This is a genomic window from Hydrogenophaga sp. L76 (assembly GCF_057654755.1).
In genome coordinates this window covers 2,718,092-2,732,687 of the sequence record NZ_CM172807.1, presented here as the reverse complement: position 1 = coordinate 2,732,687, position 14,596 = coordinate 2,718,092, and the positions used below count along the sequence as shown (strand labels likewise).

Below are 14,596 nucleotides of genomic sequence, written 5' to 3'. Positions count from 1 at the left end.
GCGGTGCGAGCCCGTCAGGCTGGTGGCTGCAGCACCGAAGGATCGGTGAACACCAGGTCCACGGGGAAGCGTTGCCCCGCCAGGTGGTCTTCGATGCAGCGTTGCACCAGCGGGCTGCGGTGCCGTTCGGCGCTGGCGCGGATCTCGTCGGGCGTCATCCACAGGGTGCGCACGATGCCGGTGTCGAGCTCACGGTCGGGCTGTTGGGGGCCGACATCACCGGTGTAGGCGAAGCGCAGGTAGGTGATGTCCTCGCCGGTGGCGGGACGCTGGAAGCGCGAGAGGTAAACACCCACCAGCGCGGTCGGCGTGAATGCGTGGGCGGTTTCCTCCAGCGCCTCGCGCGCAACGCCCTGCAGCGGGCTCTCGCCCGGGTCCAGGTGGCCGGCCGGGTTGTTCAGGCGCAGACCTTCCGGGGTGTGTTCTTCGACCAGCAGGTAACGGCCGTCGCGCTCGATGATCGCGGCCACGGTGACGCTGGGTTTCCATCGGATGTTCATGGAAGCATTATCCCGGCCGACCGGTCGGGCGTTCCTTGAAACGGGAGGCCCTTCCATATCGTGAAATGTGCGCGAGGTCCAGTGGCCTGGCGTCGCCACCGCCGCGGGCACAAGTCCTTGTGCGACAAGGGTTTGCGCGCGCCGGGGCCGTGGGTGCCATCGGTTAAGCTGGCGCGCAATTCATCCACGAGTGAGCGAGGAATCCCATGACTTCTGGTGCAACGACCGACACCATCGCACCCACACCGCAGCGCATTGGCGTGCCGCGGGAAATTTTCCCGGGCGAAAAACGGGTCGCCACCGTGCCCGAGGCCGTGGTCAAACTGGTCAAACTGGGCTTCGCCGTGGTGGTGGAAAGCGGCGCGGGCGAGCTGGCCCAGCTCAGCGACGCCGACTACGTGGAAGCCGGCGCGACCATTGCGCCCACCGCCGCCGAGCTGTGGAGCGGCAGCGACATCGTCTTCAAGGTGCGCGCTCCGACGCCGGACGAAGTGGCGCTGATGCACGCAGGGCAGACGCTGATCGGCTTCATCTGGCCGGCCCAGAACCCGGAGCTGATGCAGTTGCTGGCGGCGCAGAAGGTCACCGTGCTGTCCATCGACGCGCTGCCGCGCACGCTGAGCCGGGCGCAGAAGATGGACGCGCTGACCTCGATGGCTGGCGTCAGCGGCTACCGCGCCGTGGTCGAGGCGGCCAACGCCTTCGGCCGTTTCTTCAACGGCCAGATCACGGCCGCGGGCAAGGTGCCGCCGGCCAAGGTGTTCATCGCCGGTGCCGGTGTGGCCGGCCTTGCGGCAATAGGCGCGGCCGCCAGCCTGGGCGCCATCGTGCGCGCCAACGACACGCGCGCCGAGGTGGCCGACCAGGTGGTGTCGCTGGGCGGGGAGTTCGTCAAGGTCGACTACGAAGAAGAAGGCTCGGGCGGTGGCGGTTACGCCAAGGTCATGAGCGAAGGTTTCCAGCAGGCCCAGCGCGAGATGTACGCCAAGCAGGCGCGCGAAGTCGACATCATCATCACCACCGCGCTGATCCCGGGCAAGCCGGCGCCCAAGCTGATCACGGCCGAGATGGTGAAGTCCATGAAGCCCGGCAGCGTGATCGTCGACATGGCGGCCGAGCAGGGCGGCAACTGCGAGCTGACCGTGCCCGGTGAAGCGGTGGTGCGCCACGGCGTGACCATCGTTGGCTACACCGACCTGGCCTCGCGCATGGCCCGCCAGTCGTCCACGCTGTACGCGACCAACCTGTTTCGCCTGAGCGAAGAGCTGTGCAAGACCAAGGACGGCGTCATCAACGTCAACATGGAAGACGACGCCATCCGCGGTCTGACCGTGATCAAGAACGGCGAGATCACCTGGCCGGCCCCGCCGCTGGTGGCGGCACCGAAGCCGGTGGCCAAGCCCGCTGCGGCTCCCGCTGCGAAGAAAGGCCACGGCCATGGCGAGGCCTCGGGGCCCATGCCCGCGGGCAAGCTGGCCATCGTGGCCGGCGTCACGGCGGTGTTGTTCGCGCTGGTGGGGGCCTACGCGCCGGCCGCGTTCCTGTCGCACTTCACGGTGTTCGTGCTGGCCTGCTTCGTCGGCTACATGGTGGTATGGAACGTCAAGCCCGCGCTGCACACGCCGCTGATGAGCGTGACCAACGCGATCAGCTCCATCATCGCCATCGGCGCGCTGGTGCAGATCTCGCCCATGGCCAGCGCGGCCGGGCGACCCAACACGCTGATCATGGCTTTGGCTGCACTGGCACTGGTGCTGACCGCCATCAACATGTTCGGCGGCTTTGCCGTCACCCAGCGCATGCTGGCGATGTTCCGCAAATAAAAGAGGAGACCCTGAATGTCTGCAAGTCTGGCCACGGTCTCCTACATCGGAGCGACCATTCTCTTCATCCTCAGCCTGGGCGGCCTGTCCAACCAGGAAACCTCGCGCCGCGGCAACCTGTACGGCATGGTCGGCATGGCACTGGCCGTGGCGGCCACGGTGTTCGGCCCGCAGGTCACCGCCGCCGGCATTCCCTGGATCATCGGGGCCATGGTGGTCGGCGGGGCCATCGGACTGTACGCCGCGCGCACCGTGCAGATGACCCAGATGCCCGAGCTGGTGGCGCTGATGCACAGCATGGTCGGCATGGCCGCGGTGCTGGTGGGCTACGCCACCTACGTCGACCCGGAAGCCTCCAAGAACCTCGACAGCGCCGCGCACACCATCCACGCGATGGAGATCTACATCGGCATCTTCATCGGCGCGGTCACCTTCTCGGGCTCGGTGATCGCCTTCGGCAAGCTGTCGGGCCGTATCGGTGGCAAGCCGATGCTGCTGCCCGGCCGCCACTGGATGAACCTGGCCGGTCTGATCGCGGTGATCTATTTCGGCCGCCTGTTCCTGCAGGCCGAGACGCTGCAGGACGGCATGCTCCCGCTGTTCGTCATGAGCGCCATCGCGCTGCTGTTCGGCATCCACATGGTGATGGCCATCGGCGGCGCCGACATGCCGGTGGTGGTGTCGATGCTCAACAGCTATTCGGGCTGGGCGGCCGCGGCCACCGGCTTCATGCTGAGCAACGACCTGCTGATCGTGACCGGTGCGCTGGTCGGGTCCAGTGGCGCCATCCTGTCCTACATCATGTGCAACGCGATGAACCGCAGCTTCATCAGCGTGATCGCCGGCGGCTTCGGCACCACCAGCGCCGCACCCAAGCCAGCAGGCGGTGCCGCCGAGCCCGTCGGTGAAGTCAACCCCATCCTCGCCGGCGAGACCGCCGAGATGCTGCGCGAAGCCAAGAACGTGATCATCGTGCCTGGCTACGGCATGGCGGTGGCGCAGGCGCAGCACACGGTGTTCGAGATCACCAGGCACCTGCGCGAGAAGGGCGTCAACGTGCGCTTCGGCATCCATCCGGTGGCCGGCCGCATGCCGGGCCACATGAACGTGCTGCTGGCCGAGGCCCGGGTGCCCTACGACATCGTGTTCGAGATGGACGAGCTCAACGACGACTTCCCCGACACCGATGTGGCCATCGTGATCGGCGCCAACGACATCGTGAACCCGGCGGCGCAGGAAGACCCGACGAGTCCCATCGCCGGCATGCCGGTGCTGGAGGTCTGGAAGGCGCGCACTTCCATCGTCATGAAGCGCAGCATGGCTTCGGGCTATGCGGGCGTGGACAACCCGCTCTTCTACAAGGACAACAACCGCATGCTGTTCGGCGATGCAAAGAAGATGCTCGACGAGGTCCTGGTCGCTTTGAAGACCTGACCGCGCATTGGCCCGGGCGATGGGCGGGTGGTGATCGATGCGCTTTGGCGATGCCGCACCAGAAAAAACAAGAGCCGGTGTCACCACAGGCTCTTTGTTTTTGTAGCACTGAGGCAAGGACACCACAGGTTTTAGAGTAGCCTGTCAGTCGTTCGTAAGGGAAAAACACGAGGCCGAAAGACCTCGGCCCGGACGACAATGCGCAGTTGCCGACAACCCACAAGAGATCTGGAGATACCGCATGACCGAACCGACGGCCGATCGTCCCTGGCTGGGCGCCTACCCCGCAGGTGTGCCCGCCGACATCGATGTGGCGCAGTACCCGTCGCTGGTGCATCTGATGGAGGAGAGCTTCCACAAAAACGCGGCCCGCACCGCCTACAGCTTCATGGGCAAGGAGCTCAGCTTCGCCCAGACCGACAGCCTGTCGCAGGCCTTCGCGGCCTACCTGCAGGGGCTGGGCCTGGTCAAGGGCGACCGCGTGGCGATCATGATGCCCAACGTGCCGCAGTACCCGGTGGCGGTGGCGGGCATCCTGCGCGCGGGCTTTGTGGTGGTCAACGTGAACCCGCTGTACACCCCGCGTGAGCTGGAGCACCAGCTCAAGGACTCGGGCGCCAAGGCCATCGTCATCATCGAGAACTTCGCCGGCACGCTGGAGCAGTGCATCGCGAGCACGCCGGTCAAGCACGTGGTGCTGGCCGCGATGGGCGACCTGCTGGGCCTGCTCAAGGGCGCCATCGTCAACTACGTGGTGCGCAACGTGAAGAAGATGGTGCCCACCTTCAGCCTGCCGCAGGCGGTGCGTTTCAACGATGCCGTTGCCAGGGGCACCCGCGGCACGCTCAAGCGGCCCGAGATCGGGCCGGAAGACGTGGCCGTGCTGCAGTACACCGGCGGTACCACCGGCGTGAGCAAGGGCGCGGTGCTGCTGCACCGCAACGTGATCGCCAACGTGATGCAGTCCGAGGCCTGGAACGACCCCGTGATGAAGCAGGTGCCGGCCAGCGAGCAGCCCACCAGTGTCTGCGCCCTGCCGCTGTACCACATCTTCGCCTTCACGGTGAACATGATGCTGGGCATGCGCACCGGCGGCAAAGTGATCCTCATCCCCAATCCGCGCGACCTGCCGGCGGTGCTCAAGGAGCTGAGCAAGCACACCTTCCACAGCTTCCCGGCCGTGAACACCCTGTTCAATGGCCTGGCCAACCACCCGGACTTCAACGCCGTCAACTGGAAGAACCTCAAAGTGTCCGTGGGCGGCGGCATGGCGGTGCAGGGTGCGGTGGCCAGGCTCTGGCTGGAGAAAACCGGCTGCCCGATCTGTGAAGGTTATGGCTTGTCCGAAACCAGCCCCTCGGCCAGCTGCAACCCGGTGACCAACACCGAGTTCACCGCGACCATTGGCGTACCTTTGTCCAACACGTTCATGAAGTGTCTCGATGACGAGGGCAACGAGGTGCCGCAGGGCCAGGCCGGCGAGATCGCCATCAAGGGCCCGCAGGTGATGGCGGGCTACTGGCAGCGGCCCGATGAAACCGCCAAGGTCATGACCGCCGACGGCTTCTTCAAGAGCGGCGACGTGGGCATCATGGACGAGCGCGGCTACTTCAAGATCGTCGATCGCAAGAAAGACATGGTGCTGGTCAGCGGCTTCAACGTCTACCCGAACGAGGTGGAAGACGTGGTGGCCCAGCTGCCGGGCGTGATGGAATGCGCTGTGGTCGGCGTACCCGACGACAAGTCGGGCGAGGCCGTCAAGCTGGTGATCGTGAAGAAGGACCCGGCACTGACCGAAGCGCAGGTGCGCGACTTCTGCAAGAGCAACCTCACCGGCTACAAGCAGCCCAAGGTGGTGGAGTTCCGCACCGAGCTGCCCAAGACCCCGGTGGGCAAGATCCTGCGCCGCGAACTCAGAGACAAGAAGTAATTTCGCGTGTCTGAAGAAGCGCCTATCAGCACCCACCGTGGAACCGGCTTTGCCGGGCCACCAGTGGGGTCCCCCCAGCCAGGGGGGAAGCCGCGAAGCGGCGCAGGGGGGGATCGTCCATGCATCGCCATCGTTTCTGCCCTGCACGACGAACTCGCGTCCGTGCTGGCGCAGATGCCTGACGAGCACAAGCAGATTGTGGCCGGGCGCGCGTTCTGGGTCGGCCATTTGCACGGGCAGGACGTGGTGGCAGTGCTCTGCGGCATCGGCAAGGTGGCGGCTGCGACAACTGCTGCGCTGTTGATCCAGCACTTTGGCGTGCGGCGCATCGTCTTCACCGGTGTGGCCGGCGGCCTGGGTGACGGCGTGAACGTGGGCGATGTGGTGCTGGCGCGCAGTTTCCTTCAGCACGACATGGATGCCTCGCCACTGTTCCCCCGCCACGAGGTGCCGGGTTACGGCCGCGCACGCTTCGAGGCCGATTCGGCGCTGACCGATGCACTGGAGCTGGCCTGCGACCGCATGTTGCACACGCTGCCGCAGCGGCTGGGTGCCGAGACAGTGGCCGCGTTCGGCCTGCACACACCGCGTCTTCACCAGGGCCTGCTCATCAGCGGCGACCGCTTTGTCGCCACCACCGCCGAAAGCCAGGCCTTGCAGCGTGAACTGCCGGACGCCTTGGCGGTGGACATGGAGGGTGCCGCCTTCGCGCAGGTGTGTCACGACTTCGCCGTGCCGCTGGCGGTGGTGCGCACCATCTCCGACCGCGCCGACGACGCCGCGCACGTGGACTTTCCGCGTTTTCTGCGGGAGGTGGCCAGCCGTTACAGCGGCGCGGTGGTCGAGGCGCTCTTCACTTGAGCCATCCTCTTTTGCGGAAGTAAAGCATGGGCCCCACGGCTGAGAGCACCATCAATCCCAGCGCAAACGGGTAACCCCATTTCTGGCTCAGTTCCGGCATGTATTCGAAGTTCATGCCGTAGAGGCTGGCGATCATGGTCGGGGGCAGCAGCGCCACGCTGGCCACCGAGAACAGTTTGATGATCTTGTTCTGGTTGATGTTGATGAAACCGACCGTCGCGTCCATCAGGAAGTTGATCTTGTCGAACAGGAAGGCGGTGTGGCTGTCGAGCGAGTCGAGGTCGCGCAGGATCTGTCGCGCGTCTTCGAACTGCTCGGCGCTCAGCATGCGCGTGCGCATCATGAAGCTGACGGCGCGGCGCGTGTCCATCACGTTGCGGCGGATGCGGCCCGACATGTCTTCGTGGCGCGCAATGGCCGAGAGCACCTGTCCGGCAGTGTCGTCCGTCACGGCACCCGCCAGCACCTGGCGACTGACTTTCTCCAGGTCGTCGTAGATGTTCTCCAGCGTGTCGGCGCAGTATTCGGCGTCGGCATCGAACAGCATCAGGAGCACATCCTTGGCGTTTTCGATCAGCCCCGGCATTCGGCGCGCGCGCATGCGCAGCAGGCGGAACACCGGCACGTCTTCGTCGTGGATGGAGAACAGCACGCCCTGGCTCTTGAGCGAGTCGTTGTGTTCGTTGAGGATGAAGGCCACGCGGATGGCGCGGGGGTCCTCGTCGTCATCGATCAGGAAGTCGCTGCGAACATGCAGCTCGCCGTTGTCTTCTTCGAAGAAGCGGGCCGACTCCTCGATGTCCTCGTCCATCGCGTCTTCAGGAATGGACAGGCCGAAATGCTGTTTGACCCAGCGGCGCTCTTCGGGCGTGGGGTCTTCCAGGTCGACCCAGATCGGCTTGAACTGGGCCAGCTCTTCGAGCGACTCGATTTCTTCCTGGAACAGGCGGCCATTGGCCAGGGTGAATACGTTGAGCATGGGTGCTCCCGGGCGGGGTGTCTGAGAGGCCGGTGCGTTCGGAGGCCGCAGCGGCGGGCGGGGCGGACGGCGCTTTCAGCCGTCCTGCCGCCTGGCCCTGGCCACCGCGCAGGGGGCGGCGCTCAGACGGGAGCGGGGATGGCTGAAAGCACACAACTGGGGGGTGTGCTTTCCATTGGGAACTCCATGAGGGAACTGCCGCCGATTATGGCATCGCCAGCGATGCGCCGACCGTTTGTGTCGCTCCAAAAAAGGCCAGCAATTCGTCTTTGCGGCGCCAGGCGTCGTGTTCGCCCAACTCGATCAGCGCATGGACAAAATCGGGTTCAAACAACAGGTAGCTGGCGAGCGCGGCAGCGCTGCCGGCGGAGCCCCGACCCGTGTCGAGCGCCCCCAGGCCGGTCAGGGTGTTGCGCGTGGTGGCGGGCAGGGAGCCGATGTGTTTCCTCGCCAGTTCGTCGAGTGAAAAGCTGGGTTGCAGCGCCAGCACTTCCAGCGGGGTGTAGGGAAGGGCCGTTGCGAGCTCGGGCGGCAGCCGGCTCAGGGTCTGGCTGACCCGCTGCGCCTGCTCCACGTCGGCCTGCAGCGTGTCGTGAAACACGCTGGCCATGGCGTGGCCGGCGATGGTGCCGGCCGTGGGTTCGCCGTTGCCGTTGCCACCCAGGCCGGAGCGCTGAGGCTGCCCGACGCCCATCACCAGGATGCGCCGGGCACCGAACTGGATGGCGGGCGACAGCGGCGAGAGCTGGCGCATGGAGCCGTCACCAAAATGTTCCTTGTGGCCCTCAACCCACAGCGGCACCGCCGGGAACAGGAACGGGATGGCGCTCGACGCCATCAGGTGTTCGATGGTGATGGGCTGGAAGGACGCGCGCCGTCCGGGGCGGCTCCAGGGTCGGGTGGACGGATCGGGCCGCGTCTGGCAGAAGGTCCAGTGTTCGCCGGTGGTGTAGCTGGAGGCCGTGACGCCCAGCACGTCAATGTCGTGCTGGAGCAGGGCGCGCTCAAGCCCGGGCAGGTCGATCGCACGGTGCAGGGTGTCGACCAGGGGCAGTGTGTCGAGCAGTGCGTGGTGTCGCTTGACCTGCCGGGCGAGCGTCCAGCCAGCGAACACCCGGTTGGCGCGCACCCAGCCCGGGGCCTCCAGCCGGTAGATGTGGCTCGATCTCAACTGGCTCCAGAACGCCGCCAGCTGGGGCAACGCCTGCAGGCCGAGCGAAGCCCGGCTGGCCAGGTAGCTGGCGTTGAGTGCGCCCGCCGAGGTGCCAAACAGCCACTTGAACGGGAACGCTGGCGCCGTGTTGTCCGCCGCGGGGCTGTTGGCTGCCAGCATGGCAGCGAGCGCCTTGAGCACGCCGGCCTGGTAGGCGGTGCGCGCACCGCCGCCCAGGAGCACCAGGGCGCAGGCATCGCCTGAACGATCGGGCACATCAGTGCCCAGCAGGTTCTGGGCGATCAGCGTATCGAGGGACACAGGATGAAAAAACCTTCCGGGCGGGCACCTGGTGTGTGCAGATACAGTGTGCCATTGCCCAAAATCATGACACATCCCCGACTCTCACCCCGCCGCGAGCTCTGGCTGCTGCTGACCATCGCCGGCATCCAGTTCACCCACATCCTCGACTTCATGATCATGATGCCCCTGGGGCCGCAGTTCACGCGGCTCTTTGGTATCACGGACGCACAGTTCGGCCTGCTGGTTTCGGCCTACACGCTCGCGGCCGGCGTGTCGGGTCTGGCAGCCGCCACCTACGTGGACCGCTTTGACCGCAAACGCCTGCTGCTGGTGCTGTATGTGCTGTTTGCGCTGGCCACGCTGGCTTGCGGGCTGGCTCAGGGCTACGGGTTTCTGATGCTCGCTCGGGTGGCCGCCGGTATGTTCGGCGGTGTGCTGTCGGCGCTGTCGCAGACCATCGTGGCCGACGTGATTCCGTTCGAACGGCGTGGGCGCGCCATGGGCATCGTGATGTCGTCGTTCTCGGTGTCCACGGTCGCGGGCGTGCCCCTGGGCCTGTTTCTCGCGAGCCACCTGAGCTGGCAGGCGCCCTTCATCGGCATTGCGCTGCTCAGCGGTGTGTTCGCTGCGGGGGCGGCGCTGACCTTGCCCACGCTGGATCACCACCTGCGCGCTGCGGACCGGCCGTCTGCCTGGCGTGGCATCGGCATGGTTCTGGCGGAGCCCAACCACCAGCTCGCCTTTGTCTTTTCGGCCTTGTTGATGTTCACCGGCTTTACCGTTTTGCCCTACCTCACCATCTACATGCAGACCAACGTGGGCGTGCTGGCCGAAGAGGTGCCTTACCTCTACCTGTGCGGCGGTATGGCCACCCTGTTCACGGCACGGCTGTTCGGCCGTCTGGCCGACCGGTGGGGCAAGCAGCGCACGTTCAACGCACTCGCGCTGACGGTGATCGGGCCCTTGCTGGCGACCACACTCATGCCGCAGTGGCCGCTGTGGGCCGTGCTCGTGGTGTCCACCAGCCTGTTCATATTCATGAGTGGCCGCATGATTCCCGGCATGGCGCTGGTCACCGGTGCGGCCAACCCGGCGTTGCGCGGCACCTTCATGGCGCTCAACGCGTCGGTGCAATCGGCGGCCATGGGCCTGGCTTCCTTTCTGGGCGGGCTCATCATCAGCCGCGACGCAGCGGGCCTGGTGCAGAACTACTGGATGTCGGGTCTGCTGGGCGCCTGCGCCAGTGTGGCGGCGATCCTGATGGCGCGCCGCCTGCGCATGCACGGCTCGGGCGGCGTGGTGCATGCCACTGCCGGAGATCTGGTGCAGCCCGGGTGAGTGACAAGGTTCGCTATTTCCCGCTTTCTTGCAGTGCAGGCTTGCGTCTCTGCGGTTTCATGGGCATAGTGGACTCAAGACATCCCCGTGGCCGCCGGGAGGTCTGCCCGTCCGGCGGCTTGTGTCAACCCGGAGCATAAGGAGGCTCTTCTATGAACCTTACGATCAGCGGTCACCATCTCGAAGTCACGCCCGCCTTGCGCGGTTACGTCACGACCAAACTCGAACGCATTTCCCGACATTTTGACCAGGTGGTCGATATCAAGGTGCTGCTGACAGTGGACAACCTGAAGGAGAAAGACTTGCGCCAGAAGGCCGAATGCAATATCCATGTGAAAGGCCGGGATTTGTTCGCCGAAAGCGCACACGCTGATTTGTACGCAGCCGTGGACGAGCTGGCAGACAAGCTCGACCGCCAGGTTCTGCGCTACAAAGACAAGAGCCAAGACCACCACCACGACTCGGCCAAGCGCCTGATGTGATGCGTGGAACCGGGCCGTGCCATGCAGCCCGGTAAACAATGTTGCAATGCAACAGGCCGCTTCAAAAGTCAAGCGGCTTTTTTGTGCCTGCAGTCTATCCAACGCCGCTCAACTCGGCATAATTTGCGGTCCAAGAGGCCCCCATGAATCGACTATCTGCCATATTGCCTGCTGCGCAAGTGCTCGTCAGCGTTGACGCGACCAGCAAGAAACGCGCGTTTGAAGAAGCGGGCTTGTTGTTCGAGACCCTGCATGGTCTCAACCGGGCCCTGATCACCGACAGCTTGTTCGCCCGCGAACGCCTGGGCTCCACGGGGCTGGGGCACGGCGTCGCCATTCCCCATGGTCGCATCAAGGGTTTGAAACAGCCGTTGGCGGCGGTGTTCCAACTGGCGAGTGCGATCGGTTTTGACGCGCCTGATGAGCAGCCGGTGCAGCTCATGATCTTTCTGCTGGTGCCCGAGGCGGCAACCCAGAAACACCTGGAAATCCTCTCGGAAATTGCCGAGTTGCTGAGTGACAGCGTTCTGCGCGAGCAGATGAAGACCTCGGTGGAGTCGGGCGCACTGCATCGCCTGATCACCGGGTGGCAGTCGGCCCATGCGGCTGCATGAAACCCACCGTCGTCAGCGCCGACGTCCTCTTTGAAGACCACCGTGATGCCCTGAAGTGGCAGTGGGTGGCCGGGCTGGGGGCTTCGGAGCGGCGGTTTGACGAGGTGGCCATCCGGGAGGCCCGTTCCGGGGCCGATCTGGTCGGTTATCTCAACTACATTCACCCCTATCGTGTACAGGTGTTTGGCGAGCGAGAGGTCGCTTACCTGACGAGCCCGAGCGAAGAAGACAACCGCCGCCGCGTGGCGCGCATCGTGACACTGGAGCCACCGGTGCTGGTGGTGGCCGATGGGCAGACCGCGCCCGATGCGCTCATGGCCATGTGCGAGCGGGCGCAGATCCCCATGTTTGCCACGCCCGAGCCGGCAGCTTTCGTGATCGATGTGCTGCGCGCCTACCTGTCGCGCCATTTTGCCGACCGTGCCTCGATGCACGGCGTGTTCATGGACATCCTGGGCATGGGGGTGATGATCACCGGTGAATCCGGCCTCGGCAAGAGTGAGCTGGGGCTGGAGCTGATTTCACGCGGCCACGGTCTGGTGGCCGACGATGCGGTGGATCTCTACCGCATCAACCAGACCAGCATCGAGGGCCGCTGCCCCGAGCTGCTGCAGAACCTGCTCGAAGTGCGAGGCATCGGTCTGCTCGACATCAAGGCCATCTTTGGCGAGACCGCGGTGCGGCGCAAGATGCGGTTGACCCTGATCGTGCACCTGGTGCGCAAGGAAACCATGGAGCGCGATTACGACCGCATGCCGCACGAGCCGCTGTACCAGGACGTGCTCGGTGTGCCGGTGCGCAAGGCGGTGATCCAGGTGGTGGCGGGTCGCAACATCGCCGTTCTGGTGGAGGCGGCGGTGCGCAATACGATTCTGCAGTTGCGCGGCATCGATACCTACCAGGAATTTGTTGCGCGCCACCGGGCGGCGATGTTGCACAGCGAGTGATCGTTGGTTGAGGGTGGTTGCCGTTTCAGCGCGGGTCCGGCACGCACAGTGGTCGCTTGGGTCAGCGGTGGCCCGGCTCGCTGCGGTGGGGGCAGTTCACCTTGTTGCAGTTCGCGTAAAGCGACAGGGCGTGTTCCTGCAGGATGAAGCCACGCGTCTTGGCGACCATCTGCTGGCGTTTTTCAATTTCCGGATCGAAAAATTCTTCCACCCGTCCGCAGTCCAGGCAGACCAGGTGGTCGTGGTGCTGCCCTTCGTTGAGCTCGTACACCGCTTTGCCCGACTCGAAGTTGCTGCGCGTGAGCAGGCTGGCCTGCTCGAACTGCATCAGCACGCGGTACACCGTGGCCAGTCCAATGTCGGAATGCTCTTCGAGCAACACACGGTAGACATCTTCGGCCGTCATGTGGCGCTGCTTGGCGTTCTGGAACACCTCTAGGATCTTCAGTCGCGGCAGCGTGGCTTTGAGTCCCGTGCTTTTCAGTTCATCGATGTTGGTCATGGGCGAGGCTGTTGGCATGGTATGGAACGGTGGGACCTCGGTCATGGTTGCCAATGCACGTGGTGCTCAGGCGGCACGGCAGGCCGGACCCCGGGGCTACAATGAAGTGATCATATCGCCAGCGTGTTGCCTGCTGCATGTCCCTGCGGCCCAAGGAGGTAACGCGTGCCTTACATGGGTTGCCTTCATGCACCAGTCAATTTCCCGTTTTTCTTTCTGCCTGGCCGCGAGTCCGCGTCGCGTGAGGCACGCTTTGAGTGCCCTGGTCGCAGTGGGCATGCTCTCTGCCTGTTCCGGATGGGGTGACAAATTGCCCGATGCGAGCACCCTCGGCGGACTGGTGACACCTTACAAAATCGATATTGTCCAGGGCAATGTGGTCACGCGCGAACAGGCCCAGGCCTTGCAGGTGGGCATGTCGCGCCAGCAGGTTCGCGAGCTGTTGGGTTCGCCCTTGTTGGCCAGCGTGTTCCACGCCGACCGCTGGGACTATGTGTTCACGTTCCGCCGCCAGGGGCAGGCGACCCAGCAACGCAAGTTGACCGTGTACTTCAAGGCCGAGGCACTGGAGCGATTTGAAGCCGACGAACTGCCCAGTGAAGAGGAGTTCGTGTCATCGCTGGATGTGAAGCGCAAGTCCGGCAAGGTGCCCTCGTTGCAAGCCTCGGACGAGCAGCTCAGGGCCTTCCAGGAGCGCAACGCCGCGCCTGCCAGCACACCAGCACCCGTGCCTGCCGCACCACCTGCATCCACCAGCTACCCACCCCTGGAAACCCCGGGAGCTGTCCGATGAGCGCCGTGCCCCAGCATCCACACCGTGTGTGTGTGGCCGGTGCCAGCGGCCGCATGGGGCAGATGCTGGTGGAGGCTGTGCGCACCAGCGGTGACTGCACGCTCACTGGCGCATTGGACATTCCGTCCAGCCCGGCCCTGGGGCAGGACGCAGGGGCCTTCGGTGGTCAGCCCACCGGTGTGACCATCACAGCCGATCTGGACCAGGGCCTTGCCGGCAGCCGGTTCCTGATCGACTTCACCCGGCCCGAGGGCACATTGGCCCACCTGCACGCGTGCGTGAAGCATGGCGTGAACGTGGTGATCGGCACCACCGGCTTCAGCGAGGCGCAGAAGGTCGACATCGCCGAAGCCTCGAAGTCCATCGCCATCATGATGGCACCCAACATGAGCGTGGGTGTGAATGTCACGCTGAAGCTGCTGGAAATGGCGGCCAGGGCGCTGTCCACCGGCTACGACATCGAGATCATCGAGGCGCATCATCGGCACAAGGTGGACGCGCCCAGCGGCACGGCGCTCAAGATGGGGGAAGTGGTTGCTCAGGCGCTGGGTCGCGACCTGAAGGACTGCGCGGTCTACGCCCGTGAAGGCGTGACCGGCGAGCGGGACCCGTCCAGCATCGGTTTCGCCACCATCCGCGGCGGGGATATCGTGGGCGACCACACCGTGTTGTTTGCCGGGACCGGCGAGCGCATCGAGATCACGCACAAGTCCAGCAGCCGCGTCACCTACGCGCAGGGCAGCCTGCGCGCCGTGCGTTTCCTGGCGAACAGGACGAGCGGCCTGTACGACATGTTCGACGTGCTCGGACTGCCGAAATGAAACACCCCCGCAGCGCTTCGCGCGCCTTGCAGGTCGCAGCATCGCCAGAGTCGATGCTTCTTCGGGCTGTCCGAGCCTGCGCAGGCAGGCTCAGAGCCGCAGCCCTCAGCCCCCTC

General features: G+C 65.1%; 14 protein-coding genes. 10 read left to right on the top strand and 4 right to left on the bottom strand.

Features of this window, described 5'->3' with window-relative positions; translation table 11 throughout:
• Positions 1–14: 14 nt before the first annotated feature.
• Positions 15–500 (bottom strand): NUDIX hydrolase, encoded by a 486-nt coding sequence (locus tag AC23D4_RS13060; protein ID WP_472889904.1) that lies wholly within the window; start codon positions 498–500, stop codon positions 15–17.
• 206 nt (positions 501–706) lie between these two features.
• On the opposite strand from AC23D4_RS13060, the gene AC23D4_RS13055 reads away from it, so the two are divergent.
• From AC23D4_RS13055 to AC23D4_RS13040, 4 genes are all read left to right on the top strand, one after another.
• Positions 707–2,323 (top strand): Re/Si-specific NAD(P)(+) transhydrogenase subunit alpha, encoded by a 1,617-nt coding sequence (locus AC23D4_RS13055; protein ID WP_472889905.1) that lies wholly within the window; start codon positions 707–709, stop codon positions 2,321–2,323.
• A gap of 15 nt (positions 2,324–2,338) precedes the next feature.
• Positions 2,339–3,757 carry a Re/Si-specific NAD(P)(+) transhydrogenase subunit beta gene (gene pntB / locus AC23D4_RS13050; protein ID WP_472889906.1) on the top strand — a complete coding sequence of 473 codons (1,419 nt, stop codon included), beginning with the start codon at positions 2,339–2,341 and terminating at the stop codon, positions 3,755–3,757.
• A 241-nt stretch (positions 3,758–3,998) separates the two neighbouring features.
• The gene (locus AC23D4_RS13045) at positions 3,999–5,687 is read left to right on the top strand and encodes a long-chain-fatty-acid--CoA ligase (RefSeq protein WP_472889907.1); all 1,689 of its coding nucleotides are present in this window, start codon (positions 3,999–4,001) and stop codon (positions 5,685–5,687) included.
• Between the two features lie 174 nt (positions 5,688–5,861).
• A complete protein-coding gene (locus AC23D4_RS13040) occupies positions 5,862–6,548 on the top strand; it encodes a 5'-methylthioadenosine/adenosylhomocysteine nucleosidase (protein WP_472889908.1) in 687 nt (228 codons plus the stop codon).
• Here AC23D4_RS13040 and corA read toward each other — a convergent pair.
• Positions 6,541–7,527, bottom strand: a complete 987-nt coding sequence (corA, locus tag AC23D4_RS13035; RefSeq protein WP_472889909.1) for a magnesium/cobalt transporter CorA — start codon at positions 7,525–7,527, stop codon at positions 6,541–6,543. The two genes, AC23D4_RS13040 and corA, sit on opposite strands and share 8 nt — an antisense overlap.
• A 205-nt stretch (positions 7,528–7,732) precedes the next feature.
• On the bottom strand, positions 7,733–9,001 hold the full coding sequence (locus tag AC23D4_RS13030) for a patatin-like phospholipase family protein (RefSeq protein ID WP_472889910.1): 1,269 nt from the start codon (positions 8,999–9,001) through the stop codon (positions 7,733–7,735).
• Between the two features lie 66 nt (positions 9,002–9,067).
• Here AC23D4_RS13030 and AC23D4_RS13025 point away from each other — a divergent pair, with 66 nt between their 5' ends.
• The 4 genes from AC23D4_RS13025 (at position 9,068) to hprK (ending at position 12,364) form a co-directional block, all read left to right on the top strand.
• Complete coding sequence (locus AC23D4_RS13025; protein ID WP_472889911.1) at positions 9,068–10,321, top strand: MFS transporter; 1,254 nt, start codon at positions 9,068–9,070, stop codon at positions 10,319–10,321.
• A 152-nt stretch (positions 10,322–10,473) separates the two neighbouring features.
• A complete protein-coding gene (hpf, locus tag AC23D4_RS13020; protein WP_177132680.1) occupies positions 10,474–10,803 on the top strand; it encodes a ribosome hibernation-promoting factor, HPF/YfiA family in 330 nt (109 codons plus the stop codon).
• A 143-nt stretch (positions 10,804–10,946) separates the two neighbouring features.
• The gene (locus AC23D4_RS13015; protein WP_472889912.1) at positions 10,947–11,417 is read left to right on the top strand and encodes a PTS sugar transporter subunit IIA; all 471 of its coding nucleotides are present in this window, start codon (positions 10,947–10,949) and stop codon (positions 11,415–11,417) included.
• Positions 11,414–12,364, top strand: a complete 951-nt coding sequence (gene hprK / locus AC23D4_RS13010) for an HPr(Ser) kinase/phosphatase (RefSeq protein ID WP_226463849.1) — start codon at positions 11,414–11,416, stop codon at positions 12,362–12,364. Before AC23D4_RS13015 ends, hprK begins: the two co-directional genes overlap by 4 nt.
• Before the next feature lie 61 nt (positions 12,365–12,425).
• On the opposite strand, the gene fur is transcribed toward hprK, so the two are convergent.
• Positions 12,426–12,866 (bottom strand): ferric iron uptake transcriptional regulator, encoded by a 441-nt coding sequence (gene fur / locus AC23D4_RS13005; protein ID WP_472889913.1) that lies wholly within the window; start codon positions 12,864–12,866, stop codon positions 12,426–12,428.
• Positions 12,867–13,206: 340 nt separating this feature from the next.
• On the opposite strand from fur, the gene AC23D4_RS13000 reads away from it, so the two are divergent.
• Positions 13,207–13,659, top strand: coding sequence for an outer membrane protein assembly factor BamE (locus AC23D4_RS13000; protein WP_472889914.1), 453 nt, complete (start codon positions 13,207–13,209; stop codon positions 13,657–13,659).
• Entirely contained in the window at positions 13,656–14,480 is an 825-nt protein-coding gene (gene dapB, locus AC23D4_RS12995) for a 4-hydroxy-tetrahydrodipicolinate reductase (protein ID WP_472889915.1), read from the top strand. The genes AC23D4_RS13000 and dapB overlap by 4 nt, the downstream gene beginning before the upstream one ends.
• Positions 14,481–14,596: the final 116 nt, after the last annotated feature.

What these genes read in the sequence shown, in the direction of transcription:
- AC23D4_RS13060 (WP_472889904.1), bottom strand. Translation starts at nt 500, where the DNA reads ATGAACATCCGATGGAAACCCAGCGTCACCGTGGCCGCGATCATCGAG.
- AC23D4_RS13055 (WP_472889905.1), top strand. Translation starts at nt 707, where the DNA reads ATGACTTCTGGTGCAACGACCGACACCATCGCACCCACACCGCAGCGC.
- pntB (WP_472889906.1), top strand. Translation starts at nt 2,339, where the DNA reads ATGTCTGCAAGTCTGGCCACGGTCTCCTACATCGGAGCGACCATTCTC.
- AC23D4_RS13045 (WP_472889907.1), top strand. Translation starts at nt 3,999, where the DNA reads ATGACCGAACCGACGGCCGATCGTCCCTGGCTGGGCGCCTACCCCGCA.
- AC23D4_RS13040 (WP_472889908.1), top strand. Translation starts at nt 5,862, where the DNA reads ATGCCTGACGAGCACAAGCAGATTGTGGCCGGGCGCGCGTTCTGGGTC.
- corA (WP_472889909.1), bottom strand. Translation starts at nt 7,527, where the DNA reads ATGCTCAACGTATTCACCCTGGCCAATGGCCGCCTGTTCCAGGAAGAA.
- AC23D4_RS13025 (WP_472889911.1), top strand. Translation starts at nt 9,068, where the DNA reads ATGACACATCCCCGACTCTCACCCCGCCGCGAGCTCTGGCTGCTGCTG.
- hpf (WP_177132680.1), top strand. Translation starts at nt 10,474, where the DNA reads ATGAACCTTACGATCAGCGGTCACCATCTCGAAGTCACGCCCGCCTTG.
- AC23D4_RS13015 (WP_472889912.1), top strand. Translation starts at nt 10,947, where the DNA reads ATGAATCGACTATCTGCCATATTGCCTGCTGCGCAAGTGCTCGTCAGC.
- hprK (WP_226463849.1), top strand. Translation starts at nt 11,414, where the DNA reads ATGAAACCCACCGTCGTCAGCGCCGACGTCCTCTTTGAAGACCACCGT.
- fur (WP_472889913.1), bottom strand. Translation starts at nt 12,866, where the DNA reads ATGACCAACATCGATGAACTGAAAAGCACGGGACTCAAAGCCACGCTG.
- dapB (WP_472889915.1), top strand. Translation starts at nt 13,656, where the DNA reads ATGAGCGCCGTGCCCCAGCATCCACACCGTGTGTGTGTGGCCGGTGCC.